Here is a 26493-nt window from a genome sequence, read left to right as displayed (position 1 = left end):
AAAAAGATGCTACATGAGCATCTTTTTTTATTAAGAAATACGATAAACCCTTGTTTCATAAGGTTTCAGCGTAATTGTAGTACTATTATTATGTTCAGCTACATCATAATTATTTAAAAGCAAACGTTTGCGTTCTAATGCGAATGTATCCTCATTATATACTGCTTGCTTGCTTGAAATGTTGCTAATAACAATCACTTTTTCATCATTCAATGTACGTGTATATGCATAAATTTGTGGATCATCTTCTAAAAGTAAATCATACGTACCATAAGTAAATACATCATTTTCTTTTTTCAATGCAATCATCTTCTTGTAAAAATTCAAAATAGACTCTGCTTCTTCTTGCTGCCTTTGAACGTTGATTTCTTTGTAGTTTGGATTCATACTAAACCACGGTGTTCCTGTCGTAAAGCCAGCGTTTTCTTCAGCAGTCCATTGCATTGGTGTACGTGAATTATCGCGGCAAGATGCCCAAATAATTTCCATCATTTCTTGATGCGGTACGCCTTCTTCAATCTTTTCACGATATAAATTCTTAATTGCCACATCATCATAATCCTCGATATTTGGGAGTTGGACGTTAGTCATACCAATTTCCTGTCCTTGATAAATAAAAGGTGTCCCATGCATAAAGAAGTACATTGCTCCTAAAGCCGTTGCACTTTCACGCCAATACTGCTCATCATCTCCCCATGTAGAGACAATACGCGGTTTATCATGGTTCTCAATATAAAGTGCATTCCACCCTTTATTCTCTAAACCTTTTTGCCACTTCGTTAACACCTTTTTCAGTGCGACAACATCAAGTTCTTTTTTCTTTTCAGCATCCCATAAACTTAAATGTTCAAACTGAAATACCATATTAAATTTACCGTTTTCTTCTCCAACCCAAAGATCAGCGTCTTCAACCTTGACACCATTTGCTTCCCCAACAGTCATAATATCGTATTTTGAAAATGTATTTTCCTTCAGTTCCTCTAATAGCGGTTGAATTCCATTTACATTCATATGTTTATCAAAAGAAGGTACATACTTTAACCCTTTTGGATTTGGCATATCTTCTAGACCTTCTTCTTTTTTAATATGACTGATTGCATCTACACGGAAACCATCGATTCCTTTATCTAACCACCAGTTTACAGTATCGTATAAAGCGCCACGAACCTCTGCATTCTCCCAGTTTAAATCTGGTTGTTTACGTGAGAATATGTGTAAGAAATATTGATCCGTTACTTCATCATATTCCCAAGCAGAACCGTTAAAAATACTTTCCCAGTTATTCGGTTCTTCTCCATCCTTACCATCCTGCCAAATATACCAGTCACGTTTTGGATTATCTTTAGAAGAACGTGATTCAATAAACCATGGATGTTCATCACTCGTATGATTAATAACTAAGTCAATAATTAGCTTCATACCACGTTTATGCACCTCATCCAATAACTCATCGAAGTCGGCCATTGTACCAAACTCATCCATAATATCTTGATAATCACTAATATCATAACCGTTATCATCATTAGGTGATTTATACATTGGGCAAATCCAAATTACATCTATTCCTAAATCCTTTAAATAATCAAGCTTTGCAATAATACCTTGTAAATCTCCAATACCGTCGCCGTTAGAATCCATAAAGCTACGCGGATAAATTTGATAAGCAACTGCTTCTTTCCACCATGTTTTATTCATAATAGTTCTCTCCTTTTGCATTCCTTTTTTAATTCATGCAAACGTTTTCGTAACACTATCATAACAAAATATGAGGAGTTTGCAACGGGAATTTTTATCTTATTATTAAATATCTACTTATCGCTTAGAAACAATACCTCTTTTGATTGACCTTGCGCATTTTTATATGACTTCAAATTTTCAGCTCACCTTTGATATTCAAATAATGGCAAATGAAAAATCATCCAATTTATGAAATGGATGACTTAGTTTCGCTTTTCATTTATAGTTATTTCTCCCACATGTACGTCTCTTGTTGATTAACTAATTATATGTTTGATGCTTCTCGTTTAATGACTGTAAATCAATAGTTGGTGCTTTATTTTCTAATACAGTCGCCCCATCGACAACTGGTATTTGAAATTCAAATTTCTTTGTTTCATGGCGCTGTAAATAAACGGGTGTTGGTACTTCATAACTCTTCTCTTTCTGATTTTCATCTTGATATAAAACTAACTGTAACGCTTGCGAATGATTACGATAATTTTTTAAAGTGACGACACAATTTTGCTTAAAATGATTTCCTTCTTTCACCAATTTACATTGGCTATCATCTTTTTTATATTCAATTGCCGCTAGTCCTTGTTTTCCTGCGTAATGCCATGTCTTATCAAGAGTTTGAAGTACCTCATTTAAAGTAAATGGCATTACAATAATCAACATACTTATGCACGCTACTTTTATTTTACTAAGCTTTTTTAACCAATTAGGGTCCGTCTGCTTTAACCATTTCAAAAGGAATAAAAATGCCATTCCTTGTAATACAAACGAGAAAATCCATATATTCGAAACTCTATAATTCATATAAATATATGTATCTACCGGAATCCCATACGCTTGAAATAACTTTTCTCCAATTAATTCGTTATCATTTGGTAATTTTATTAATAGTAATACCCCGATACTGTAAAAAATAGCTACTAATCGATCATATTCAATCCGAATCATTTTTTCTCCCTTCCCCTTGTTTTATTATCGATTTTAGCTAAAATTATCGGAATATACAATCTCTTTATAGTGAATAACATAAAAAAGTTCCTTATAAATATATAAAGAACTTTATTAATATACAATATGAATAAAAGAGTTATTTTATAGATTTTTCTTATTTACTATTATGAAGTTTCACATTGAAACTTCTTCAAAGTATGTCGGGTCATGTATCGTAATTTTTTTTCCTAAAACTGTAACAATACTATCATTCTTCAATTGTTTTAACACACTACTAACAGTCTCTCGAGATGTTCCAGATATTTTGGAAATTTCGATTGTGGTGAGCGGACATGAAATTACAACTTCTTTACCATCCTGCTCTCCTAAATCTTTCATTAAGTAATTTAATGTTTGAATGACGCGATCTTGTGCGTTTGGGATTGTAATATTTTGTACGCGGTTCTCATTGGTTTTTAATATAGAGGATAGTTGCTGGACAACATACATAAGTTGCGTTCGACTTGATTTAACCATATCTTCAAAAATCATTGTAGGAATATAATATACATCCACATCTGTCATCGCTTCCGCTGTATAAGTATAAGATTTGTCTGTAAACATACCACCATAAGGAAAAACCGAAAACTTCTTTACGTAATCCTCATATAACAAATTTCCACTTTGATTCACTCGCTCTAACTTTACGAAACCATCTAACATAAAGTAGATTCTTTCTCTAGAATCACCTTCTAAAAACAAAAATTGACCTTTCTTATAAGTTCGCCAATAAACAAACTCTGTTAAGCCTTTCAGTTTTTTTTCTGTGACATGAGCAAATAATTCAAACTGCTTCAAATCTTTCACTACATTTCGGCTATTCATAAAACTCCCTCTCTCTTTCTATATATGGAGTGAAACGTCGAGAAAGCGTATTCAAGTTTGATTTTATCACACTTAACCTCTTTATCTTTTTTATGATCATGAATAATTTATGAATTTTTCCACCTTAAATTACCAATAAATAAAAAGAATGAAGTGGCTAACTTCATTCTTTTTACAATCGATAGAAAAGGTTTATACACAGACACGTGCATCCTGCTTAGAAATAATAGTCCCCGCCTTTTCTTCTAATGCATCATATACTTTATCTAAAGAAGTGATAATTGTTTTTCGCTTTGGATTTGCATTCGCAAAATGAATAGCTGCTTCAATTTTTGGGAGCATACTTCCTGCCGCAAATTGCTTTTCTTCTATATATCCCTCTAACTCATCAACTGTAACAGCCTCTAATTTTTTTTGGTTAGGCTGATTAAAGTTTACATACACATAATCAACTGCAGTTAAAATAACAAGTGTATCAGCATCCACTAATTCTGCTAATTTTTGAGCTGCAAAGTCCTTATCGATAACAGCTTCCGTACCTTTTAGCCCTTCATCAGAAGCAATAACAGGTATTCCTCCTCCCCCAACAGCAATTACTATATTTCCATCCTCCACTAATGAATTGATTATTTTATGTTCATGAATGCTCACAGGCTTTGGTGATGGTACAACTCGTCTCCATCCTCTTCCTGCGTCCTCTTTGAATACAGCTTTTGTTTCTTCCATCAACTTTCTTGCTTCTTCTTCTGTATAGAAAGGTCCAATTGGCTTTGTTGGATTTTGAAAAGCTTCATCCTTTTCGTCCACGACTACGCGCGTTATAACCGTTGCTACTTCTTTATTTATTTTATGCTTTTTCAGTGCCTTTTCGATTGCATTTTCCATCCAATACCCAATCATTCCTTGGCTCATCGCACCACAAGTATCTAACGGCATCGCCGGTGTTTTTTCTGTATCCGCTGCTTTTTGCTGCAATAAAATATTCCCTACTTGCGGTCCATTTCCATGTGCAATCACAATGTCTACGTTATTTTCCATAATTTTAACAAGTTGTTCTGCTGTTTTTTCTAATGCCTCTTGTTGCGCCTCAGCAGTGGCATTTCCAGATTGTATAGCATTTCCCCCTAGTGCAACTACGATTTTTCTTCGTGTCATATTTCAGCCCTCCAATTAATTTCATTTTCACAAACTTTATAAGGTAATACCTCCTGTAATTAATCCATAAATTGCAAAGAACGCTAGAGCACCAATCGCTACCGAAGATGCTAGTTCTACACGAGTAAATATTTGCTTTGGATTCGTTTGTTTTTGAACATTGTAAAAGATGAAAATACCTGGTGCATATAAGGTCATTGTTAATAATAAGTAATCTAAACCAGCTGCATAGACTAACCAAACTCCATAAATACTCGCTACCAAACCAATGATTATATTTTTTGTTCGGTCTTTTTCTTTAGATTGTAAGCTATGCTTAAATTGATAAAATGCTGAAAAGGCATACGGAATTAAAATAGCTGAGGATGCAAGAGAAAATGCAAAATTATATGCTTGGTCAGAAACAACAAATGTTAATAAGAAAATTTGAATTAAACCATTTGTAATCCATAACGAATTGACCGGAGCTTTGTTTTTATTTTCTTTCGCAAACCATTTTGGAAATACGCCATCTTTGGCTGCTAAATACGGAATTTCAGATGCAAGTAAAGTCCATCCTAACCAAGCACCTAATACAGAAATAACTAGGCCTAAGTTAATAAAAATAGCGCCCCATTTTCCGACAACACTTTCAAATAAATATGCCATAGATGGATTTTTTAAATTCGCAACATCCGCTTGTTGCATAAGACCAAGAGATAATAATGTAAGTAGGATATAAATGATGAGTGTACCAATTAATCCAATGACTGTTGCTTTTCCCACATCACTTCGGCTTTTTGCACGACTTGATAAGACAACAGCCCCTTCTACACCGATAAATACCCAAAGTGTTACAAGCATTGTGCTCTTAACTTGACTACCTACGGATCCCCAAGAAAAGGAGCCAGCTTGTCCCCAAAATCCATCTAAGAAAACATCAATATGAAAAGCGAAAATGCCTACAACAATAAATACAAAAACAGGAACTAATTTTGCAATTGTAGTTACTAAATTTACAAGTGCTGCTGATTGTACACCGCGTAAAATCAACATATGTACACACCACAGTAATATACTCGCTCCGATAATAGATGCTACGTTTTGACCTCCTTCAAAAATTGGGAAAAAATAACCTAATGAAGAAAATAATAATGTACCGTAAGCTACATTACCAAGCCAAGCAGATAACCAATATCCCCAAGCACTATTAAATCCCATAAAGTTACCAAATCCTGCTTTTGCATAACTAAAAATACCACCATCTAAATCCGGTCTTTTTATAGTTAAGTTTTGAAATGATAATCCAAGCGCAATCATCCCAATACCTGTTATAACCCAACCAATAATAATAGCTCCGGCGCCAGCGCCTTTTGCCATATCACTCGCTAAGTTAAAAGCTCCACCACCGATCATAGAGCCAACTACAAGAGCTGTTAACGTAAATAAACCTAATTTCTTTTCTTCGCCCATTACACTCACCTCTCTTTAATTACAATAAGAATAAATAGCAATAGTGAATGATAGTGTTTAAAGGAGGAGAAAGAAGGAAGGGTCCCTTCCTTCTTTACTCCATATTTCCTAAAGTAGCTGCCATAACAGCCTTAATTGTATGCATTCTATTCTCCGCTTGATCAAATACTTTTGAATGTTTGCTACGGAATACTTCGTCAGTTACCTCCATCTCTTTCAATCCATATTTTTCATAAATTTCTTCACCGTACATCGTTTCCACATCATGGAAGGCAGGTAAACAATGTAAGAACATTACGTTATCATTGCCAGTTGCTCGAATCATTTCCATATTAACTTGATATGGTTTTAACAGTTCAACACGTTCAGCAAATTTATCTTCTTCTCCCATAGATACCCATACATCTGTATAAATTACATCTGCACCTGCAACAGCTTCTTGCACGTCACTTGTTACCATTACCCGGTCATTATATTTTTTTGCCATATCAATTACTTCTTGTGCTGGCCATAACGATTCTGGTGTGCAAATACGTACTTCTGCTCCAACAATCGCTCCACCAACTAATAAGCTATTGGCTACGTTGTTTCGTCCATCCCCAACATAAACGAGCTTCACATCTTTTAGACGTCCAATATGCTCTCTTACTGTTAATAAATCTGCAAGGGTTTGTGTTGGATGCCACATATCTGTTAAGCCGTTCCATACTGGTACACCAGAGTTTGCTGCTAAAGATTCTACTGTCGCATGATCGAAACCACGGAATTCAATTCCATCAAACATACGTCCTAACACTTTTGCAGTATCCTCAACAGATTCTTTTTTACCGAGCTGAATATCACCTTTACCTAAATATTCAGGACTTGCTCCTAAATCTGTACAAGCTACTGTAAATGCACAACGCGTACGAGTTGAAGTTTTTTCAAATAAAAGCGCTACGTTTTTACCTTCTAAATAATGATGTGGGATACCGTTTTTCTTTTTCTCTTTTAAATCCGCTGCTAAATCAAGAAGATATACTAATTCCTCTTCTGTAAAATCTTTTTCAGCAAGAAAACTTCTTCCTTTTAAGTTTGGTTTAGTCATCAACATGATTCATCCCTACTTTCTCCATTATTTATACTAAATATCTTTTCTAACAATTGGCATACTCATGCAACGTGGACCCCCACGACCGCGAGATAATTCCGAACTTAATATTTCAATAACTTCAATTCCATGCTCACGTAATAAAGCATTCGATACATAGTTGCGATCATATGTAACAACTACCCCTGGTGCAATTGCTAACGTATTTGATCCATCGTTCCATTGTTCACGAGCAGAAGCAATGATATCTCCTCCGCCGCAAGGGATTAGTACTAATTCGCTTAATCCTAATACTTCTTTCAGTGCTTCTGTTAAAGATGTACGGTGCGTAATTTTAAGAGTTTCTTCATCCTTTCCTTTTTCTAAAATATAAATATTCATATTTCCTTTTGGTCCTTGAATTGCTGGATGAATTGTAAATTTGTCGTAATCGACCATTGTAAATACAGTATCTAAGTGCATAAATGCACGACATTTTGGAATTTCTATTGCTACCACTTTTTTAATTTTATTTTGACGGCTAAATAAGTTTTTAGCTAAACGTTCAATCGCTTTAGCAGAAGTACGAGCAGATACACCAATCGCAATTGTTTCTTCATTTAAAATTAGCTCGTCGCCACCTTCAATTGGAAACTTATAATCACGATCTAACCAAACTGGCACATCATGACTTGCAAATCTTGGATGATGTTTAATGATATATTCCATAAACAAGGATTCACGTCTCCGCGCTGGTTCTCTCATTTTATTAATTGTTAAGCCGTCACCTATAGACGCTGCTGGATCACGAGTAAAATATAAATTTGGCATTGGGTCTAAATAAAATGGATAATGATCTTCCATTAATTCATACAGATGCGTTTTCTTACTCGTTTCAATTTCGTTTTTCCGCACACCGCCCATAATTTTTTGAATCAATTCTTCATTTGAAAAGGAAAGTAAATACTCTTTTAAAGTTTGATGTGCAACATTTACATCTGCTTGTCCCTCTTTTAAAATACGATCAACAAATTCTTCACGAAGCCCTTTATCTACTAGCGCCTCAGCTGCTAGTGTTTCTAAATATAGAACTTCAACACCCCGATTGCGTAATGTTTGTGCAAAATAATCATGCTCTTTTTGAATAATTGGTAAATATGGAATGTCGTCAAATAATAATTGTTGTAAATAATCTGGCGTTAAGTTTTCCACTTCTTTACCAGGACGCTTTAATAGCACCGTTTGTAATTCCCCAATTTCTGAAGTAACATGTATCGGATGTTTCATTTGTTGTACCTCCTTTTAGGTTCATGTGATGTCTTACAAGTACATAATAAAACTTACTTGCTACCGCCTTCGTGAAAACGTTAACACTTTTAAGTGAAAAATTTCACAATTTATTTTTTAAAATAATAAATATCTGTATTTTTATAAAGGTTTCCGCCCTATATTTTATAAATCAGCTATATATTACGTATATATAATGAATAACACGTTACTCATTTCTATTAAAATTCTAAAAAAAATCCTATCTCTAATAACAATTAGAAATAGGATTTTCACTTACATAATTAAGTTCAATCTTTCTGCTAGAACTTTCCTATCCGATTGGGATTGAGAAATTACAAGACACGTATCATTTCCACATATGCATCCCACTTTTTCTTTCCAGTCTAAAGAATCCAATAAAGCACCAATAACATGGGCATTACCTGGTAATGTTTTAATAATCGTTAATTGCTCTACATAGTCAACCTTTACGACAACTTCTCTCAACTTTTTCTTTAACTTCATATCAGTCTGTAAGTTATCCGCTGAGAAAACCTTATATATAGTTAATCCTTTTGAAGAGGTTACCTTTATTAAATTTAACTCACGAATATCTCGCGAAATAGTAGCCTGCGTCACTAATATACCTTGTTCTTCTAACAATTCTACTAATTTCTCTTGTGTATCTATCTCATGCTCTCTCACCAATTGCTTAATTAGCCGTTGTCTTTTTTCTTTTTTCATAAAAGACACCCCTTCGAATGTTATAACCTCATTATATATTGCTATAATTTTCATCTGGAAGAGACAACCGTAAATGTTGCGGAAACGTTCATAGTTTAAGACCGTTTCCTAAAACATATAGTTGCATTTCTTTTAAATATCCTAAAATACAAAAAGAGGAGGGCTATCAGCCCTCCTCTTTTTCACATTCTATCACTATATTTCTATTATTTTTTAACTTTATTCGTTACTGCTGGTAATCACTCCTAAACAAGCTTTCTCATACAATAGTAATAAGGTGAAACTTCAATCAGTGTGGCTTCATCCACTACTGATTATTAACCTTCCCGAATCAGGCTTTTACGGGCAGCCCTCTCCCTGCCTAATTTCTTTGCTTTTACTGAAGCTTGAGGTGGGGGTCTTACTACTCGTTAATGCCGGATAAAATGCTCTATATGAGAAAGGAGTTCTATTTTGAGTCAAACAAAACTAACCGGGCGCATCGTAATTCCAACAGACCCAGACTACGATATAGCCCGAATAAACTTAAATTTAAGTATTCCAAAGCTTCCTTGCATTATTGTCTTCTGTCAAAATAAGAAAGATGTATGCAACGCCTTAAAATGGGCTAGAGAACGTCATATACCATTTCGTGTACGGAGTGGTCGCCATAGTTATGAAAACTTTTCACTATTAAACGATGGTCTTGTTATCGATGTTAGTGAAATGAATAAAGTTACAGTTTCTCAAGATCGCTTAACAGCAACCATTGAGGCTGGTGCAAACCTTGGCACTGTTTATCAAGAACTTTGGAAATATGGTGTAACCCTTCCAGCTGGAACAAGTGCTAGTGTAGGAGTTGTTGGGTTGACACTTGGTGGTGGTATCGGTATGTTATCACGCTTATTCGGATTAACTTGCGATCAACTACTAGAGATAGAGATGATACAAGCTACCAGCAAAAGAGGTGCAAGATTAATCCGTGCCAGCGAGAATGAAAACCGAGACTTATTTTGGGCATGCTGCGGCGGGGGTGGTGGGAACTTCGGAATTGTTACATCATTAACATTTCGTGTTCATCCCATTCAAAATGTCTCTATTTTTTCAGTTACTTGGGAGTGGGAAGATTTTATTACTGCATTTCAGGCTTGGCAAAATTGGGCACCTTATGTAGATGAGCGCCTTACTTCATCTATTGAATTATTTTCTAAACAACGAAACGAAGTTGAAGTAAAAGGTGAATTTGTTGGTCATCCTTCTGAACTCCTCGATTTACTAGCTCCCCTACTACAAGCTGGAGCCCCTTCTCTGTTCATAGAGGAAGTTCCTTATATACAAGCGGTGAAATTCTTTAATAGTGGCAATATCCCCGAAAAGTTTAAACGTTCTGGCTCCTATGTGTATAAACCAATTCCACTTGCAGGAATTCAAATTTTGAAGCATTTTCTTAGTCATGCTCCCAATCCTTCAGCTAGCGTTTGGCACCAATCACTTGTAGGAGCTGTAGAAGATATCACTCCAAGCGAAACCGCTTATTTTCACCGAAAAGCAATTATCGCACAAGAATATATTTCGGCCTGGGAATGTGATAACGAGGAAGAAGAGAATATACAGTGGATTAAAAATTTACGAAAAGCTATGTCTCCGTATACATTAGGTGATTATGTAAATTGGCCTGATATTGATATTAAAGATTGGCAGCGCACTTACTACGGGACAAACTTCTCTAAATTACGAGCAGTAAAAACAAAATACGATCCACTCAATGTTTTTAAATTTCCGCAAAGCATCCCACCTTTTAAATGTATAAAATAACCCCTCAATTATCTGGAAATATCCTAATTAAGACTGGGAAGGATTGCATTTTATTCTTCCTTACATAAAGTGAAACTTCCATAAGCTGAGAATCTTACTGCCCGTTAATGCCGGATAAAACAAAAATGATTTTCAATTAGATTATTTCACTATCAAGAATCTAGTAAATACAATTCCTTTCCCCATACAAAGTCTCACTTATTAATAGTAAAAAGTACAAAAATAGTTCTCACGTAGTCTGTACCAGCACAATGTTTTTCGCAAAAAATAAAGGGTTTTGACATTTTATGACTAATAACAAAATTAAGGGGCGACATTTGTAATATACAAAATTGACTGGGGGGCTGGTATGATTCAAGTTCAAAATCTAGTAAAATCATTCGGTTCATTAGACGTTTTAAAGGGCATTAATTTAGAAGTAAAAGAAAAAGAAGTTGTTGTTTTAGTTGGCGCAAGTGGTTCAGGAAAAAGCACTTTACTTCGTTGTCTCAACTTTTTAGAAATGTATGATGAAGGTGAAATTCACTTACAAGGGGAACAAATTGATCCTAAAAGTACAAACTTAAACAAAATCCGCGAAAATGTTGGCATGGTATTTCAGCATTTTAACCTCTTTCCACATATGACCTCATTAGAAAACATCGTAGAAGCACCTATTCATGTAAAGAAAATGGATAAAACAAAAGCAAAAGAAATTGGAAATAACTTATTAAAAAAGGTTGGATTACAAGACAAAGCAAACGTAACACCTCACCTTTTATCTGGGGGGCAAAAGCAACGTGTTGCAATTGCACGCGCACTTGCGATGAATCCGAAAATCATGCTATTTGATGAACCTACATCCGCCCTTGACCCTGAACTTGTTGGGGAAGTACTTCAAGTTATGAAAGAACTTGCTGGCGAAGGAATGACTATGGTAATCGTCACCCATGAAATGAGTTTTGCACGAGATGTAGCAGATCGCGTCATTTTTATGGATGATGGACAAATTGTGGAGGATGCACCACCAGAACAATTTTTCTCAGCACCATCAAATGAAAGAGCAAAACAATTTTTACGAAACATTTTATAAAAATATTTTAATCTCATACGGGCAGCCTATCTCCCAATAGAAAAACTCTCATAGTACTTTGAAGCGTGACATGATTGTCCGTATGTAAAAGATAAATATCTAGGAGGGGTTTTGTGAGAAAGAAAATATTTACTGTTGTTGCAGCTATTACATTATGTGCATCATTCATACTTGGAGCCTGTAGTAAGGAGAGTAGTACGACTTCGGGTGGTGGCGAGAAGGAATTTCGCTATGCAATGAGTGGCTTATATAAGCCATTTAACTTTAAAGAAAATGACGGAAAACTAGTTGGTTTTGATGTCGAAATCGGTGAAGCGTTAGCAAAAAAAATGGGGATGAAACCTGTTCCAGTTACAAATCCTTGGGAAACATTAATTCAAGGCTTGAAAGCTAAAAAATATGACGTCATCTTAGGAAGTATGGCGATTACAGAAGACCGACTAAAGGCTGTTAATTTTTCAAACCCCTATTACCGTTCTGGTGCTCAAATTTTCGTCGATAAGAAGAATAATAGTATTTCTTCAGCAGAAGACTTAAAAGGAAAAAAAGTCGGTGTTGTAAAGGCAAGTACTTTTAAAGCACTAGTTGCAAAACAAACAAATCAAATTACAGAATACGATAGTGATATTACAGCACTTATGGATTTAGAACCGGGCCGAGTAGATGCAGTGATTACAGATCAAATGGTTGGTCTTCGTATGATTAAAGAAGGCAAGTCGAATATAAAAGAAGCTGGCAAACCATTGAACCTTGATGAAATGGGAATTGCAATTCGTAAAGATGATAAAGAAATGGTGAAGAAGGTAAATAAGGCATTGGATGAAATTATTAAAGATGGCACCTATGAAAAAATCAGTAAAAAATGGTTTGGAAAGAACATTCTCGGGGAAGAGGAAAAGACAAAGTAAAGTGAAACTTTAATCAGTGGGGGGTTTCTTCATCCCCCACTGGTTATCAGCCCTTACCAATCGGGCTTTTACGGGTAGCTGATCCCCCACCTACCTTCCTCGTTTCTCTCTAAATCTTGAGGTGGGGGCTTACTGCCCGCAAATAGCGGGGTAAAACGAGCTACTCTTCTAAAGAACAAATCATTTTTAACCTATAAGTAATGCCCCACCTTAGCCGCGTGGGGCATTTGCATCTATGCCTGAAAATAAATTCTATATTGAGGTGACACGAATGATTGAAATTTTTGTATCTACGTATCCTACATTTCTAAAAGCTATTGTCATGACTTTGCAATTAACATTAACTTCATTATTACTTGGTTCATTAATCGGACTTCTATTCGCCTTTTTTCGTATTTCCAATAATAAAATTTTAAATAGTATTGCACATCTATATATTGCTGTTATCCGCGGTACACCATTAATCGTCCAAATCATGATTCTTTATTTTGGCATTACGTCTATTGTCGTTCTATCTCCTTTTTGGGCTGGTGCCATTGCGTTAGCAATTCATAACGGGGCATATATTACAGAAATTTTCCGTGGCTCCATTCAATCTGTTGATCGCGGCCAATTAGAAGCAGCTCGTTCTTTAGGAATGTCCTATCCACTCGCTATGCGCCGTATCATTTTACCGCAAGCGTTACGATTATCAATCCCACCTCTTGGGAACCAATTTGTCATTGGATTAAAAGATTCCTCCCTTGTCGCATATGTGGGAATGTCTGAACTGTGGGGATCTGGTTTATCTATAGCTGCTGGAAACTTTAAACAACTTGAAACATACATTGTTGTTAGTGCTTATTACCTTGCACTTGTACTTTTATTTACCTATCTCGTAAGTCTATTAGAAAAACGGCTTCAGCGTAAACAAAATAATTCTTTACAAGTAAACAAAGAGAAAGAAAAAGCTCTCTCTCTTTAAAAAATAAAAGCAAGCTACCATTTTAGTAGCTTGCTTCTTATCGTTAAAGGGTTCTAAATGATTCAGCAAAAATTACGAATTCACCTTTTTAACCGTTTTCTGCTCTTCTATATGTTCCTCACGATATTCAATATTATCAGGATCTAATCCATTCCCTAAAGAACCATAGAAATGCTCTTTATGAGGATCAACTAATTCGCTACCTTGATAATAAACCCGAGGTGTGTTCCAAAGTGCTGCCATCGCTTTTGTCATTGGCATTTCATGATAACGCTCTGGCCACATTTCTTTAATTTTTTCTTTTACTAATGGGTAATACTTAGAACTCATAGCAGGGAACAAATGATGTTCTGTATGATATGAGAAGTTAAAATGCAAAACATCAACCCAGCGCGGCACTGTTACAGATAAACAGTTTGCCAATGGATCATTTACAGGAACAATTGGATTTAAACGATGATTTGTTGCAATGTATCCCATTACAATAAAGTTTGCAATTAATAATGGAATCACATAAGCAAACACCCACTTCGCCGGTCCCATAATAAATAGCAAGCTGATCCAAACTGTCCAAGGTAAAAGAAGTTGCAGCCATACAGACTTCTGATTCGATGACTTAAATTCTTTTATAAAATGAAAGAACATACGAGTTGAATGTATTGTAAATTGAATTGTTAGTGACAGAAAGCTGAAGAAAGAACGTACATGAAGCGGCATACGATATACCCATCTTAAAAATTTACTTTTCTTCATCTTTTCCAATGTTGGCCACGCATCTGGATCATTTTCTTCATGCTGTGTATGAACATGATGCGTTGCATTATGCCATTTTCTCCACAATTTCGGTCCTGTAGACAGTGGCATAAATGCAATTGCGCCTAAAAAATCACGAAGCCATGCTTTTCTGACAACCGTTCCGTGCAAAATTTCATGTCCTAAAAATCCAAGTGAAGCAAAACATAATCCGAGAACAATTGCGATCCCAAGATTTGCCCACACATTCAAGTCAAATAAACCAATCGTTATTAACCCAGCTACCGCCACAAGTAAATAAGCCAGTCCACCAAATAAACGAGTTGGTACTGGTTTAAATGCTTTTTTTGGCAAATGTGGCGATACACGTGCTGCATACCATCCAAACGTATGAAGCTCTTTCATCCTTTTGCCCCTTTCTTATGCCGCGCTTACGCAACTTGCATAAATCAATTCTTGTTTCCAGATTGATAACACTAGGTACTTACAAAAAAGCATTTATAAATAAGTAAATCATACTCACTCTATCGTCACTCATTTTCGCTTTTATTATCAATGAAAAACATTTCTCTTTTTACTCTTTATCAACCTTTCCACATGATGAATCATATCAATAGACTTTCTGTATTGTCAATAACTTTTATGACCTAGTAATAAAATGTGGTTATATTTTTATAATAATATTTTATTTCACCAAAGGAAAAACATAGGTTTTATAAGACTTCATCCGCTATATATATAAATATTTTCACAAATAATAAAATCACTTTCATTCAATAACAGCTTATATACAAGCAAATTTTTAAAATAGAATGAACTGTAACTAAAAATAATTTTATGACGAAATATGTAGTTTTTTATTATACTGAAATAATTTTATGTTATGTAAATATTTATATCTTCCTTCTGTTCGTTTTACCGCATTTCCTTCCCCAAAATAAAAATAATCTACATGAAATTCATACATATTGGAAAAATAAGTAAAACACATTCAAAAACAGGAGGAACATACAATGACAAACGATTCATTTCCCCAATTTCCAGAACCATACTGGCGTGATTCTACTTCACTCCCTATTTTTCCTAAATTAGCAGAAAATATAAGAACTGAAGTTGCGATTATCGGTGCTGGAATTACAGGCATTACAACCGCTTATTTACTTGCAAAAGAGGGTATGAAAGTTGTTTTAATCGATTCAGGAAATATTTTAAATGGAACGACAGGCCATACGACCGCAAAGATTACTGCACAGCACGACCTCATTTATGATGAATTGATTCAGCATTTTGGAGAGGATCAAGCCCGTCTATACTATGAAGCAAACGAGAAAGCGTTGCAATTTATGAAAGAAACAATCCAAACAAATAACATCGAATGTGACTTTACTGAAGAAGATGCCTACTTATATACAACTTGCAATGACGGGTTACGAAAACTAACAAAAGAATATGAAGCTTATAAAAAGCTAGATATTCCTTGTGACTACGTAAAGTCCCTTCCGCTTCCTATCTCAGTTCAAGCAGCACTTGTTATGAAAAATCAAGCACAATTCCATCCTCTTCAATATTTAAAGCATCTTATTGAACAGTTTATTGAGGCTGGTGGCACAATCTATGAACAGACAACTGCAATTGATATTGAAAAGAATTCCTATCCACAAGTCATTACAAAAGACGGACATCGCATCACATGTGGATATGTTGTTTCATGCTCCCATTTTCCGTTCTATGATGCAAATAGCTTTTTCTTCGCAAGAATGTATGCTGAGCGCTCCTACGTTCTAGCTATAAAGGCAAAAAAAGATTATCCCGGAGGTATGTATTTAAGCATCGATCATCCTACACGTTCCTTACGCTATACAACAATGAACGGAGAAAAACTCATTCTAGTTGGTGGTGAGAGCCACAAAACAGGGCAAGGAATAAATACAATGCTTCATTATGAAGCATTGCACTCTTTCGCAGAAGAAACATTTGGAATAGATGAAATTCCTTACAGGTGGTCAGCACAAGATTTAATTACGCTAGATAAACTACCTTACATCGGCCATATTAATGAAAACAATCCAAATATATTCATTGCAACAGGTTATCGAAAATGGGGAATGACGACAGGAACTGCTGCCGCCCATCTACTAAAAGACTCTATTACAAAAATTGATAACCCTTATAAAGAACTCTTTGCCCCATCACGATTCCATGCAGATCCAGATATAAAAACATTCTTTTCTCAAAACCTTGATGTAGCAAAACATTTAATTGAAGGCAAGTTAGAATTTGCCCTCCGTAAACCAGAAGACCTTGAAAATGGTGAAGGTTCCGTTGTAAGAGTAAACGGAAAACGGGCAGGTGCTTATAAAGATGAGAAAGGAAAATTACATATTGTTGATACAACCTGTACGCACCTCGGCTGTGAAGTAGAATGGAACAGCGGTGATTGTACGTGGGACTGTCCTTGTCATGGCTCACGCTTTTCAATTGAGGGTGATGTAATTGAAGGGCCAGCGGATAAGCCGTTAAAACGGGTTGACGGAGAATAAAGTTGAATAAAACAAATAGAGCACCAGCCTACTGGTGCTCTATTTCAAATAACATATCCCGAAACAAAACATTCAACTTCTCAATTTCAACACCCTGTCCCTTTTCAACCTCTTTCACATATTCTTGATAATAAGCAATTCGCTTCTCCAAAAATTCATTTAATACTATATTTTTTGGCCCAGCATCTAATTCAACGCCAGCTTTTTTCTTTATTAGTAAGCCTTCAATTTCATCTAAAATCTCTTGTTCTAGCGACAATTCAGCAATGAATCGTTCAAATTCTACAGGTGGCACTGTCCCTTTCTCTTCTAACCATTTACAAGCTAAAATCGGACGTAATACATAGAAATACTTTTTCAACTTCACGCTCTCTCCTTGAAGAAATCCACGATAGTTTTTTGAAGCCATATGTAAGTAGTGATAAATCGTTGATTTCGGATCAAAGTCATGTTCACTCATTTTCTGTAGACGTTCTGGAAGATTTGAGTTCTTAGAATAAAAGATTGGAGAACGTATCCATTCTAATAGTGCTGGATTTGATTTCGCAAATAACTGTAGAGCTTTTCTAATATCCCAACCGCTTATATCTAACACATCACTAATTGGATACTCAATCACATCACGTTTTTCATTAATAGATAAATACCAATCTACTGGATGAATGTACACAAACCTAACATCATAATCACTATCTTTCGATGGAAATCCCCATGCACGGCTTCCAGATTCCACTGCAAATAAAATTTTCACATTGTTCTCTTTTTCGATTTTTTCTAATTGTAATTGGATTTTCTCTTTCATATGTATCACCTTCATTTTCTGATCATTTCCCCGGAAATTCGACAAATATAATCTACTTTTTATTGGCGCGCTATCCTACTTTTAACATCAACATCTTAGTAACCCTATAACATGAAACATTGTGAAACTGAAAAGGAAGCTGCTAGGCTTTCCCTGGCAGCTCGATAAAGTGAAACTTTAATCAGCCCGCAAATAGTGGGATAAACATTTCATTTTTGTTGCTCGCTAACAAGCTTTGCAATTCGCTCAAATTCACTCTGAATTTCATTTTTATACATATCTACTTTTTTAAAATCCATCGCAGCAATATAAATCCGTTCTAATTTATCTCGAACTGCTTTTGCCTTCGCTAAAAATGACATTGCTTCACTCATTTTTTCTTTATATTGAATGGAAACATCCCGAATTTCTGTTGCATATTTTTCATCCGTTCCTGGCGTAACAATGAGATCATACATATCAATAATCTCATCACCTTCTCGTTCTGGAAAATATTCATGTGGCGCGGTGCTGTCAAAGATCGCAAAGCCTAATTCTCTTACAATAATCATATCTAGGCTATTTGGATCAAAGCCGCAATGATATACTTCAACTTCAAATCTCTTCTCTTCTGCTGCCCTTGCTAATTTTTTTAACATCGTTGATTTCCCTGAACCCGGGCGTCCTTTTATAAAATAACGATGCGGGATTCCTTCTGTTAAATTCGGAACGAAATCAACTGCCCCTTTTGGTGTTGCGGCCCCTAAGAAACGATGCTTTACAACCGCTTGTTTTCCTTTATTATCTACAAATAACTTTTGTATAAGCTGATTTGTTAATTCATTCGCTTTTTGAAAATCAATATTATCAATATAAATTCGCTCCCAATCATCATGTATAGCTAACGCTTCTTTAAAACAAGCATACGCTGATTGAAATGCACCACTTGCTTCAGAAATATACTGTGTAATTTCACCTTTATGTTTTCGTAATTTCTCTGAATCCCATGCAATCCCTAAATTTACGTATTCTTCTACAACTCCAGGTATTTGGGGTTCAATAACATGTGGTGCTGTTCCATCTACAATCCCTACTTTTAATTTTGGAATAATAACACCATCAATGGATTTATTATCAGAAGAACAATGCAACAGTTCAATATCATAGCCTTTCCCAGCCCACTCACGCCCAATTGCTTTCATCAATGAGGATTTCCCTGTCCCTGGGCCACCTTTCAAAATGAAAAGTCTTTCCAATCCCCTTACATTTTCTTCGTATAAACTATAAAAACCTCTCGCGGTATTTCCACCAGCATAATAATTTAAAATTTTCCCTGTCACTGCCCCCACTCCTTTATAGCAGTCTACTTACATAAGTCACAATATGCGTGACGCTTCAATTGGGTGAATACCTATTTTTCTTCTTGTAATAAAAAAGGAAATGAATTACAATATTCATAATATAAAATTCCGAATTTTAAAACTAAATATACTTCTTATCGAGAGAGGCAGAGGGACTGGCCCTTTGAAGCCCGGCAACCTCAGTTTATATAAACTGAATAGGTGCTAAATCCTGCAAAATGCATTGCATTTTGGAAGATAAAACATGAATTTACATGTAAGTATGTAAAGCCTATCTTTCTTGATTTGAAAGATAGGCTTTTTATATTTTAAAAAATTATTGGAGGTATCCCCGATGAAAGTAATCGATTTATCACAAACATTCGAAAATAATATGTCCCAATTTCCTGGCACACCACCTATTCATCTAGAACCCATTACAAGTGTTGAAGAGACTGGATTTCAAGTCACAGATTTTCATTCAGTTGTTCACGTTGGTACACATTGCGATGCACCTGCCCATTTTATTTCAGGCGCAACAACAATTGATCAATTACCACTTGAACAGTTTGTAGGTGAAGCTATTCTCATTGATGTAACACATGTACAAGAACGAAAATTACCGAAAGAAGTATTACATGATGCTGAAGTAAAAGAAGGAGATATCGTCATTTTCCATTCTAATCTCTCAAACAAATGGAATACAGAGGCATATGAAAAAGAAGCTTTTTATCTTTCAGAAGAACTCGCTGAAGAATTAGTTAGGTTGAAAGTAAAATCTGTTGGTTTAGATTTCATCTCTCCCGATGAAGTAACAACTGAAACATCACCAATTCATCATATTTTATTAGGGAATAATATTTACTTAATTGAAAACTTAACAAACTTAGATGCGATAGAAACAAAGCGCTTTTTCTTTTCAGCAGCACCATTAAAAATTAAAAATAGTGATGGCGCTTTTGCTAGAGCATTTGCGGTTATTTTCTAATTCAACAAAGAAGCAGAGATCATCATTGATCTCTGCTTCTATATTTTCTATTTAAATGAACGAACAATTGTTCAATACGTGGACGAACCCATACTAAATAATCTTTAGCTTTCTTTTTCGTACAAATAATTTCTTCCCCGTCAACCATCCCGACAAGCTCTAGTTCTAACAATTGCCTCGTAAATTCTAACATGTTTATTTCTTCTTTTGGATATTCTTCCTTTAATTTTTCTTCAATTTCTCCTAATAAGAAGCCGTCACGCATCATTGCAAGTGCATCAATACAAAGTGGCGGCATTTCATATTTTTCGCCTGTAATTGTATCTTTTACAATATAATTCTTTTGCTCTTTTCGAAATTGAATCGTGTGTAAACATACAGTCGAATTTAATGTTAATTCCATCATACCACCTCTTTCATAATATCTGCATAGAAAAAAGGATGCGTGTGCACCCCTCTTTTTCATTCACAAAAAAACACAAACCGCTATATGAGCCAGAAGCTACATACCGATATTTTTCTCCATTATAAACTAAGTGTTTTATAAAAAAAAGTATTCTTAAGCCTTTTTATAAAATGTTTATATTTACACAACAAGAGCACTTTTCTGAAAAGTATTCTTACGTTTATATTCTACATAGAAGGCAATGTTACTTCCACTTTTGTACCTTGACAACCATCGCTTTCAAATTTGATTTCCCCTCGATGTTCTCTAATAATTTTTTGTGTGATAATTAAGCCAAGACCAGTTCCATTCTCCTTTGTTGTATAAACAGCTTTTCCAAGTTTCTCTATTTTTTCACTATCCATACCGCATCCTTCATCCTGAATACAAATACAAACCTTTTCTTCAATCGTTTTACATGCATAAACCTTTAAATTCCCACCGCTCATCATAGATTCAATTCCGTTTTTCACAAGGTTTAATAATACTTGCTTTAATTGTTTTTCATCACCATTTATATAAGGTACGTCTTCATCTACCTGTATATAAATTTTGACAGCGTACTGCATTGCATAACTTTCCATTAATTGAACAACATATGATAAAACCTTTTGCATATCACACAATTGATAAGTTGTTGGTCTTGGCTTTCCAAGTAACATTAATTCACTAACAAATCCATTGATTCTTTCAATTTCTTGCAGCATAATATCGTAACTCGCATTATCAGCTGGATTGCGCTCTTTTTGAATTTGCGTGAACCCTTTTAAAGCTGTTAACGGATTTCGAATTTCATGTCCAATCGCTGTAGACATTTTTCCAATCAATACGAGATTTTCTGTTGTCTCCTTATCCTTGAGCACTGTCACAACCGTACGAACGTACGACTGAAACCTCTTTAATAAAGAATTGGAAATGATGAAAAAAAAGATACACAACACTAAAGGAATAACTACTTTTATATCTTTTAGCAATACAGTAAAAAACGTGTACTTACCAATTACACTGAAAGCAACTAAATAAAAATATTTTTTATTAACAAAGACTGGTGCAAAAAGTATTAAGAATATCTCTACCATATTCCCGTTTTCAAACACTCGATCTGTTTTTAAATAAATCATCATATTATTAATAATATCAATTAGCATGTAGCCTATTAAAAACAAATACTTAACAGCATATGTATGCCCAATCTTTTGAAGATACATTGAAGTTGGGAATAACAAGCTCACAAAAATGTACACCCAAAATCCTAATCCACCCTCTGGCCATCCGACTTGTGCCTCGTTTATGTTTATTGCAGGATATATGTAATAATATATAATGTCATATACAAAAAAAATAATATAAAATAGCACTAAAAATACTTTTAAAGCTTCTTTTTCTTCCTGCATTAAGCTTTGAAATTTACTCATCCAAATAACCCCTCTTAGGAAATATAACAGTATGTTGCTCTATAACTATATTTAAATGTTACTTAAAATATGAACCCTTCTTCATCTCATTATCATTTCATATAAAGTTTATAGTACTATTATCCTATCGAAAATAGTACTATAAAGTGAAACTTTAATCAGTGAGGTTTTCTTCATCCCCCACCAATCAAGTCTTTACAAACAAGTGATTCCTCTCTTTATTTCCGCTCAAATTTAAAGTCCTACTTTATATCCATCTTACCCGCTCGTGAAGTAACCCATCGGTAAATGAATTACTACCCATTACAAAGTCCTTCATATATACTTGTAAATATTCACCATACTTACTTTTTGTATGAATTAATAATTCCTCAACATAATACGCACCTGGTGAAAATACATCTAACAGTAAACTAGACAAACCAGCATAAACTCCACATCCAACTTGAAAATAAGTTGCGTTTGTCTTATATTTTCGGAAAATTTCACTACTATTCATTACATTGTACATATATGTTTCATTATCATCATAGACAAGTAACACACCTACTAAATCTGCTCCAGCAATTTCGTCCTCTGCTGGATTAAAAACCTTCCGATTCCAATTCCATAATTTATCCACATCATCTAAATTTTTCCGAATTAAATCTGTTGTATATTCATTGATACGATAAAGAAAACCGACTTCCATATCAAATGTTTTACCAAGAATAAGAACTTCTTCATGTGGCATTAGAGAGCCATAGAACTCCTTTTCTCCTAATCTCACTTTATATTCCGAAGCGTATACATCTTCATAGAAATAGATTGGTCGATGATGACTTACATACATCGGATAGCTGAATATTGCTTCATCAAGAAAACGTTCTACCGCCCACGAAGCATACAGTGTATTCGGCTTTATAAGACTTTGATCTGCAAGGAAAGAATAATCGTGTTCTACGATATAACAAGCACGTGGCTTTTTCTCTGGCTGTTCTTTCATAAGCTGTACGACCATCCATTGCACAACACCTGGATTCATTCCAGACCCTATAATAGCTCTTGTATTTGTAAAATTATTTTTTTCCTTTTCAAATCGCGTATAGCGTTCTGTAAGCTGAAATCCCTTTAAACTATCATCTAAATCCACTTGTGCATTCTCTAAAGCTGAATTGATATAAGAAATGCCTAATTCATTACAACACCTCAATATACTAAGCGTATCCGCTCCAGAAACGTCGATAACTACACCAGCATCTGTTTTTTGTAGATGATATTTAAATTGATCTATATTTTGAAGATCTATTTCATGAAGAACAAGTTTGTCCTTCAAATTTGGAAACAATTCATCATAATATTTTTTTTCCTTTTGCTTTATATCAACGAGGTGAAATTTCAAATCTTTTATCACGGAATAGATAGGATCATTTACATTCACCACAGATTGATTTAAAATTGCCAATACTGCTCTAGCTGCTCCTCCACCGCTACCAAGTAATGTAATTGAAAAAGAATTTTTAAACTGACTCACCTTGAAAACCCCTTTAATATTTAGTTAGATAATACATAATTTATTCAATCTTGAAAGGATAGCTTGGACATAACAAACATGCTCGTACACATTTTTTATTATAAAAATAGGCTCGACCTTTTCTTCTACATACATAAAAGAAAAAGCAAGCCTTCTTAACCCGCTTACGGAAAATGAACCGATTTTACATGTTGAATATTTAAATACACTTTCTCATCACGCGCCTTGATCAATTCAATATGACTATCTTCAATTTTCGTCATCTTCCCAATTTTGTTTGAAAATTCACCTAAATCGAACACCATAATTTTCCCAGCCATTTTGATTAACTGTTCTTCAAATGTTCTAGCTAATGTAATATTTAATGGATTAACTGAAAGTTCATTTTTATTGAGGGCATACGGAGTTTGATTTTCTTGATAGGGGATTAACCATTTTAGATGCTTTAAAGAAATGTATACAGTCTTATATACTGGACTATAGAAGACTATATAATCATTCATAATACTTGTAACATAACCATGAAGAGAATAACTACCCGTCACATAAACTTCTGTAAAAATCCCTTTAGATGTACTTAGCACTTTCCTTAGAGAAATTGACGGTGACTCTCTTTTAATAACAGAGTCTGTTTCTGGTTTTTGTATTTCAGCCTTAAGACTCTCCATAAATTTGTAATATTGAATATGGTATAAGGAGATATAGATATAATCTTTTCCATCATAAATAACGACGATATCATTGCCTACATCAATTAATAATCCTTTAAACCTTTTCTCGCCAATTAATTTAACATAAATATATTCTCCAATATTTTTACTTAGATCATTCATCTGTTTCCTCCTTTCTACAAAGCATGGCTTCCTCTTTTGCTTTGGTCAAAAAATAATAGAGGGCAAAAACACGCATATAGAAAGATGCTATAAGCTCTTTCCATCTGTATAAATAGCAGAGGGGACATTTAAACTATAGTAAAATAATAGAAATTGAACAAAAACATTCTCCACTACCTATTCCACGCTGCCCCCTCTTATTTATTAAACATTACTCTTCTTCATCTTTATTCAGTTTAACGATTTGATTCACGTTTTTAATATGAAAGTTAATAACATAAATTACTTCATCACGATTGACGAGTGTAACATACTCTTTATTTACCTCACTTAATAAACCCTCAACACTTTCTGGTCCACCGCGATTGATTTTAACCCATCTATACTTAAGGCTTCCTAATATCTCTTGAAAATTTGCACCTTCCGCATAGGACTGCTCAATAAAATAAGGATTTAATCCAATCTCTTTTGCCTTTTTTACAACACCCTTCACATGCTTCTGATGATAGTAAATCACTTCTCCCGTACTTCCTTGTAGAACGATATAATCACTACCTACCGCTAACAATACACCTGTACGACTTTCCGGTCCGCCAAGATTTACTTTTACCCCTTGATAAATTAAGCTTTTCATTTGATTGTCAGGCAATATATTTTCCAATTCATTCCCCCCTTTCTCCTTTATTATTATTATTTCCCTCGATTATATCGACTTGATTGTCTTGTTGCTCTTGCTCTTGAATATGGAACATATGCTGTATTTTGATTAGATTGTTGGTTATTTGACTGATTGCCTTGATACCCTTGGTAGCCTTGATAGCCATATATCTCATCTTCTTCTAGTGCCTGCAGACCATAATTCATACTTTTAATATGGAAATGCGGAATCTGTACAACTTCCTCTTTTACAATTAATGTCACATACTCAGAAGAGACATCCTGTAGGATTCCTTCAATCTTTTCTGGGCCACCGCGATTAATTTTTACCCAACGATACTTTAAGTTTTGAAGTAAACCTTGAAAATCTTCTCCTTCTGCAAATGTTGGCAAAGCTCCAAGATCTGCCGCAACGTCTTTCGCATTTTTTGTAATGCTTTTTAGATGTTGAAACTGATAATAGTAGAATGTTCTATTTTCGCTTAATAAAATGAAATGATCTGCGTATACTGCAACCACTGTACCTTTTTGGGACTCTGGTCCACCTCGATTCACTCTAACACTCTCTCCAATCAATCCATACAGTAAATCACTACTAATCGTGCTCATGAGAAAACTCCTTTCAGTGTTTTATAAGTCGTTTGCACTGATATTATATGTATCTGTACAGGTTACGTTCTCTATGATTGTCCCATTATATAAAAATATGTTTTTAACACGGGGGTACATTTGTCCAACATGTATGTCTCTTATGTACAAAAGACTAACAGGGCTCCTATCGATACCTCGCATGATATCAGCCTCCCTTTATGCACATCCTTTTACTATTTCACCATAAAAAAATACCGTTCCAAGATTCTTATCCTACAGATCTTGAAACGGTATTTATAAAAATAATGCTGTATAACTTTTCATAGAGGTGAAACTTTAATCTTCGTCTTTTACATCCATATCCTCTGGAATTGGCTCATTTAATATTTCTTCTACTAACAGCTTATATTTTTCCATTTGCTCTAAATGTGTATTGAACTGCTCTTTATTCAGCAAATATTGCTCGCCGTCATACAAAGCCCGGATTTTCTTTTGCTGAACTAATTCTTCAATATAAGATTCCGGAAGATTTAAATATTCTGCTGCTTCTTTTATCGTTATATACAATGGTTTCATTCCCTTATTCTTTTTTATCTCTACATTATTATAAAGGATTTTTGTAAATGAAATAAAAAGATTTTGTAAATGCAAATCAAAAAGC

At 34.7% G+C, this 26493-nt stretch carries 24 protein-coding genes and 1 riboswitch; of the genes, 6 read left to right on the top strand and 18 right to left on the bottom strand.

What is annotated here, in order from left to right; genetic code table 11:
- Positions 1-30: 30 nt before the first annotated feature.
- From CN373_RS20920 to argR, 8 genes are all read right to left on the bottom strand, one after another.
- Positions 31-1695 (bottom strand): glycoside hydrolase family 13 protein, encoded by a 1665-nt coding sequence (locus tag CN373_RS20920; RefSeq protein WP_001044723.1) that lies wholly within the window; start codon positions 1693-1695, stop codon positions 31-33.
- 303 nt (positions 1696-1998) lie between these two features.
- On the bottom strand, positions 1999-2682 hold the full coding sequence (locus CN373_RS20915; RefSeq protein WP_000619200.1) for a hypothetical protein: 684 nt from the start codon (positions 2680-2682) through the stop codon (positions 1999-2001).
- Between the two features lie 177 nt (positions 2683-2859).
- Complete coding sequence (locus CN373_RS20910) at positions 2860-3549, bottom strand: Crp/Fnr family transcriptional regulator (RefSeq protein WP_001088579.1); 690 nt, start codon at positions 3547-3549, stop codon at positions 2860-2862.
- Between the two features lie 192 nt (positions 3550-3741).
- Entirely contained in the window at positions 3742-4704 is a 963-nt protein-coding gene (gene arcC, locus CN373_RS20905; RefSeq protein ID WP_000198403.1) for a carbamate kinase, read from the bottom strand.
- A gap of 36 nt (positions 4705-4740) precedes the next feature.
- Positions 4741-6156 (bottom strand): arginine-ornithine antiporter, encoded by a 1416-nt coding sequence (gene arcD / locus CN373_RS20900; RefSeq protein WP_000503481.1) that lies wholly within the window; start codon positions 6154-6156, stop codon positions 4741-4743.
- Between the two features lie 94 nt (positions 6157-6250).
- Positions 6251-7249 carry an ornithine carbamoyltransferase gene (gene argF, locus CN373_RS20895; protein WP_033663933.1) on the bottom strand — a complete coding sequence of 333 codons (999 nt, stop codon included), beginning with the start codon at positions 7247-7249 and terminating at the stop codon, positions 6251-6253.
- 30 nt (positions 7250-7279) lie between these two features.
- The gene (gene arcA / locus CN373_RS20890; protein WP_000682345.1) at positions 7280-8512 is read right to left on the bottom strand and encodes an arginine deiminase; all 1233 of its coding nucleotides are present in this window, start codon (positions 8510-8512) and stop codon (positions 7280-7282) included.
- 276 nt (positions 8513-8788) lie between these two features.
- The gene (argR, locus tag CN373_RS20885; protein WP_098360086.1) at positions 8789-9238 is read right to left on the bottom strand and encodes an arginine repressor; all 450 of its coding nucleotides are present in this window, start codon (positions 9236-9238) and stop codon (positions 8789-8791) included.
- A gap of 453 nt (positions 9239-9691) precedes the next feature.
- On the opposite strand from argR, the gene CN373_RS20880 reads away from it, so the two are divergent.
- From CN373_RS20880 to CN373_RS20865, 4 genes are all read left to right on the top strand, one after another.
- Positions 9692-11032, top strand: a complete 1341-nt coding sequence (locus CN373_RS20880) for an FAD-dependent oxidoreductase (RefSeq protein ID WP_098360085.1) — start codon at positions 9692-9694, stop codon at positions 11030-11032.
- Between the two features lie 349 nt (positions 11033-11381).
- Entirely contained in the window at positions 11382-12104 is a 723-nt protein-coding gene (locus CN373_RS20875) for an amino acid ABC transporter ATP-binding protein (RefSeq protein WP_000616906.1), read from the top strand.
- Positions 12105-12217: 113 nt separating this feature from the next.
- Positions 12218-13012, top strand: a complete 795-nt coding sequence (locus tag CN373_RS20870) for an ABC transporter substrate-binding protein (RefSeq protein ID WP_001227556.1) — start codon at positions 12218-12220, stop codon at positions 13010-13012.
- 271 nt (positions 13013-13283) lie between these two features.
- Entirely contained in the window at positions 13284-13976 is a 693-nt protein-coding gene (locus tag CN373_RS20865; protein WP_002055625.1) for an amino acid ABC transporter permease, read from the top strand.
- Between the two features lie 72 nt (positions 13977-14048).
- Here CN373_RS20865 and CN373_RS20860 read toward each other — a convergent pair whose 3' ends face one another.
- Positions 14049-15134 carry a fatty acid desaturase family protein gene (locus tag CN373_RS20860; protein WP_000661230.1) on the bottom strand — a complete coding sequence of 362 codons (1086 nt, stop codon included), beginning with the start codon at positions 15132-15134 and terminating at the stop codon, positions 14049-14051.
- A 608-nt stretch (positions 15135-15742) separates the two neighbouring features.
- Here CN373_RS20860 and CN373_RS20855 point away from each other — a divergent pair.
- Entirely contained in the window at positions 15743-17269 is a 1527-nt protein-coding gene (locus CN373_RS20855) for an FAD-dependent oxidoreductase (RefSeq protein WP_098360084.1), read from the top strand.
- 28 nt (positions 17270-17297) lie between these two features.
- Here the strand turns inward: CN373_RS20855 and CN373_RS20850 are convergent, their stop codons facing one another.
- Positions 17298-18071: a nucleotidyltransferase domain-containing protein gene (locus tag CN373_RS20850; protein WP_000659974.1), complete on the bottom strand. Its 774-nt coding sequence runs from the start codon at positions 18069-18071 to the stop codon at positions 17298-17300.
- 209 nt (positions 18072-18280) lie between these two features.
- Positions 18281-19390, bottom strand: coding sequence for a PRK06851 family protein (locus tag CN373_RS20845; RefSeq protein WP_098360083.1), 1110 nt, complete (start codon positions 19388-19390; stop codon positions 18281-18283).
- A 152-nt stretch (positions 19391-19542) separates the two neighbouring features.
- Positions 19543-19655: riboswitch (SAM riboswitch) on the top strand.
- Between the two features lie 90 nt (positions 19656-19745).
- On the opposite strand from CN373_RS20845, the gene CN373_RS20840 reads away from it, so the two are divergent.
- Complete coding sequence (locus CN373_RS20840) at positions 19746-20378, top strand: cyclase family protein (RefSeq protein ID WP_000862988.1); 633 nt, start codon at positions 19746-19748, stop codon at positions 20376-20378.
- Positions 20379-20400: 22 nt separating this feature from the next.
- Here CN373_RS20840 and CN373_RS20835 read toward each other — a convergent pair whose 3' ends face one another.
- From CN373_RS20835 to CN373_RS20805, 7 genes are all read right to left on the bottom strand, one after another.
- Positions 20401-20781 (bottom strand): hypothetical protein, encoded by a 381-nt coding sequence (locus tag CN373_RS20835; protein WP_000424103.1) that lies wholly within the window; start codon positions 20779-20781, stop codon positions 20401-20403.
- Positions 20782-21011: 230 nt separating this feature from the next.
- Positions 21012-22238, bottom strand: coding sequence for an ATP-binding protein (locus CN373_RS20830; protein WP_098360082.1), 1227 nt, complete (start codon positions 22236-22238; stop codon positions 21012-21014).
- A 247-nt stretch (positions 22239-22485) separates the two neighbouring features.
- Positions 22486-23751 (bottom strand): S-adenosylmethionine decarboxylase related protein, encoded by a 1266-nt coding sequence (locus tag CN373_RS20825; protein ID WP_098360081.1) that lies wholly within the window; start codon positions 23749-23751, stop codon positions 22486-22488.
- A 164-nt stretch (positions 23752-23915) separates the two neighbouring features.
- Positions 23916-24584, bottom strand: coding sequence for a hypothetical protein (locus CN373_RS20820; RefSeq protein ID WP_000999088.1), 669 nt, complete (start codon positions 24582-24584; stop codon positions 23916-23918).
- 211 nt (positions 24585-24795) lie between these two features.
- Positions 24796-25218: a hypothetical protein gene (locus CN373_RS20815; protein ID WP_002055614.1), complete on the bottom strand. Its 423-nt coding sequence runs from the start codon at positions 25216-25218 to the stop codon at positions 24796-24798.
- A gap of 56 nt (positions 25219-25274) precedes the next feature.
- Positions 25275-25850 (bottom strand): hypothetical protein, encoded by a 576-nt coding sequence (locus CN373_RS20810; RefSeq protein ID WP_000104380.1) that lies wholly within the window; start codon positions 25848-25850, stop codon positions 25275-25277.
- A gap of 318 nt (positions 25851-26168) precedes the next feature.
- Positions 26169-26408 (bottom strand): helix-turn-helix domain-containing protein, encoded by a 240-nt coding sequence (locus CN373_RS20805; protein ID WP_079999654.1) that lies wholly within the window; start codon positions 26406-26408, stop codon positions 26169-26171.
- Positions 26409-26493 lie beyond the last annotated feature (85 nt).

Origin of the sequence: Bacillus cereus, from assembly GCF_002561295.1 — a bacterium.
In the GTDB taxonomy this organism is placed as follows: domain Bacteria; phylum Bacillota; class Bacilli; order Bacillales; family Bacillaceae_G; genus Bacillus_A; species Bacillus_A cereus_S.
Note: the sequence above shows the minus strand (reverse complement) of the source record. Positions and strands in the feature narration are given on the sequence as shown.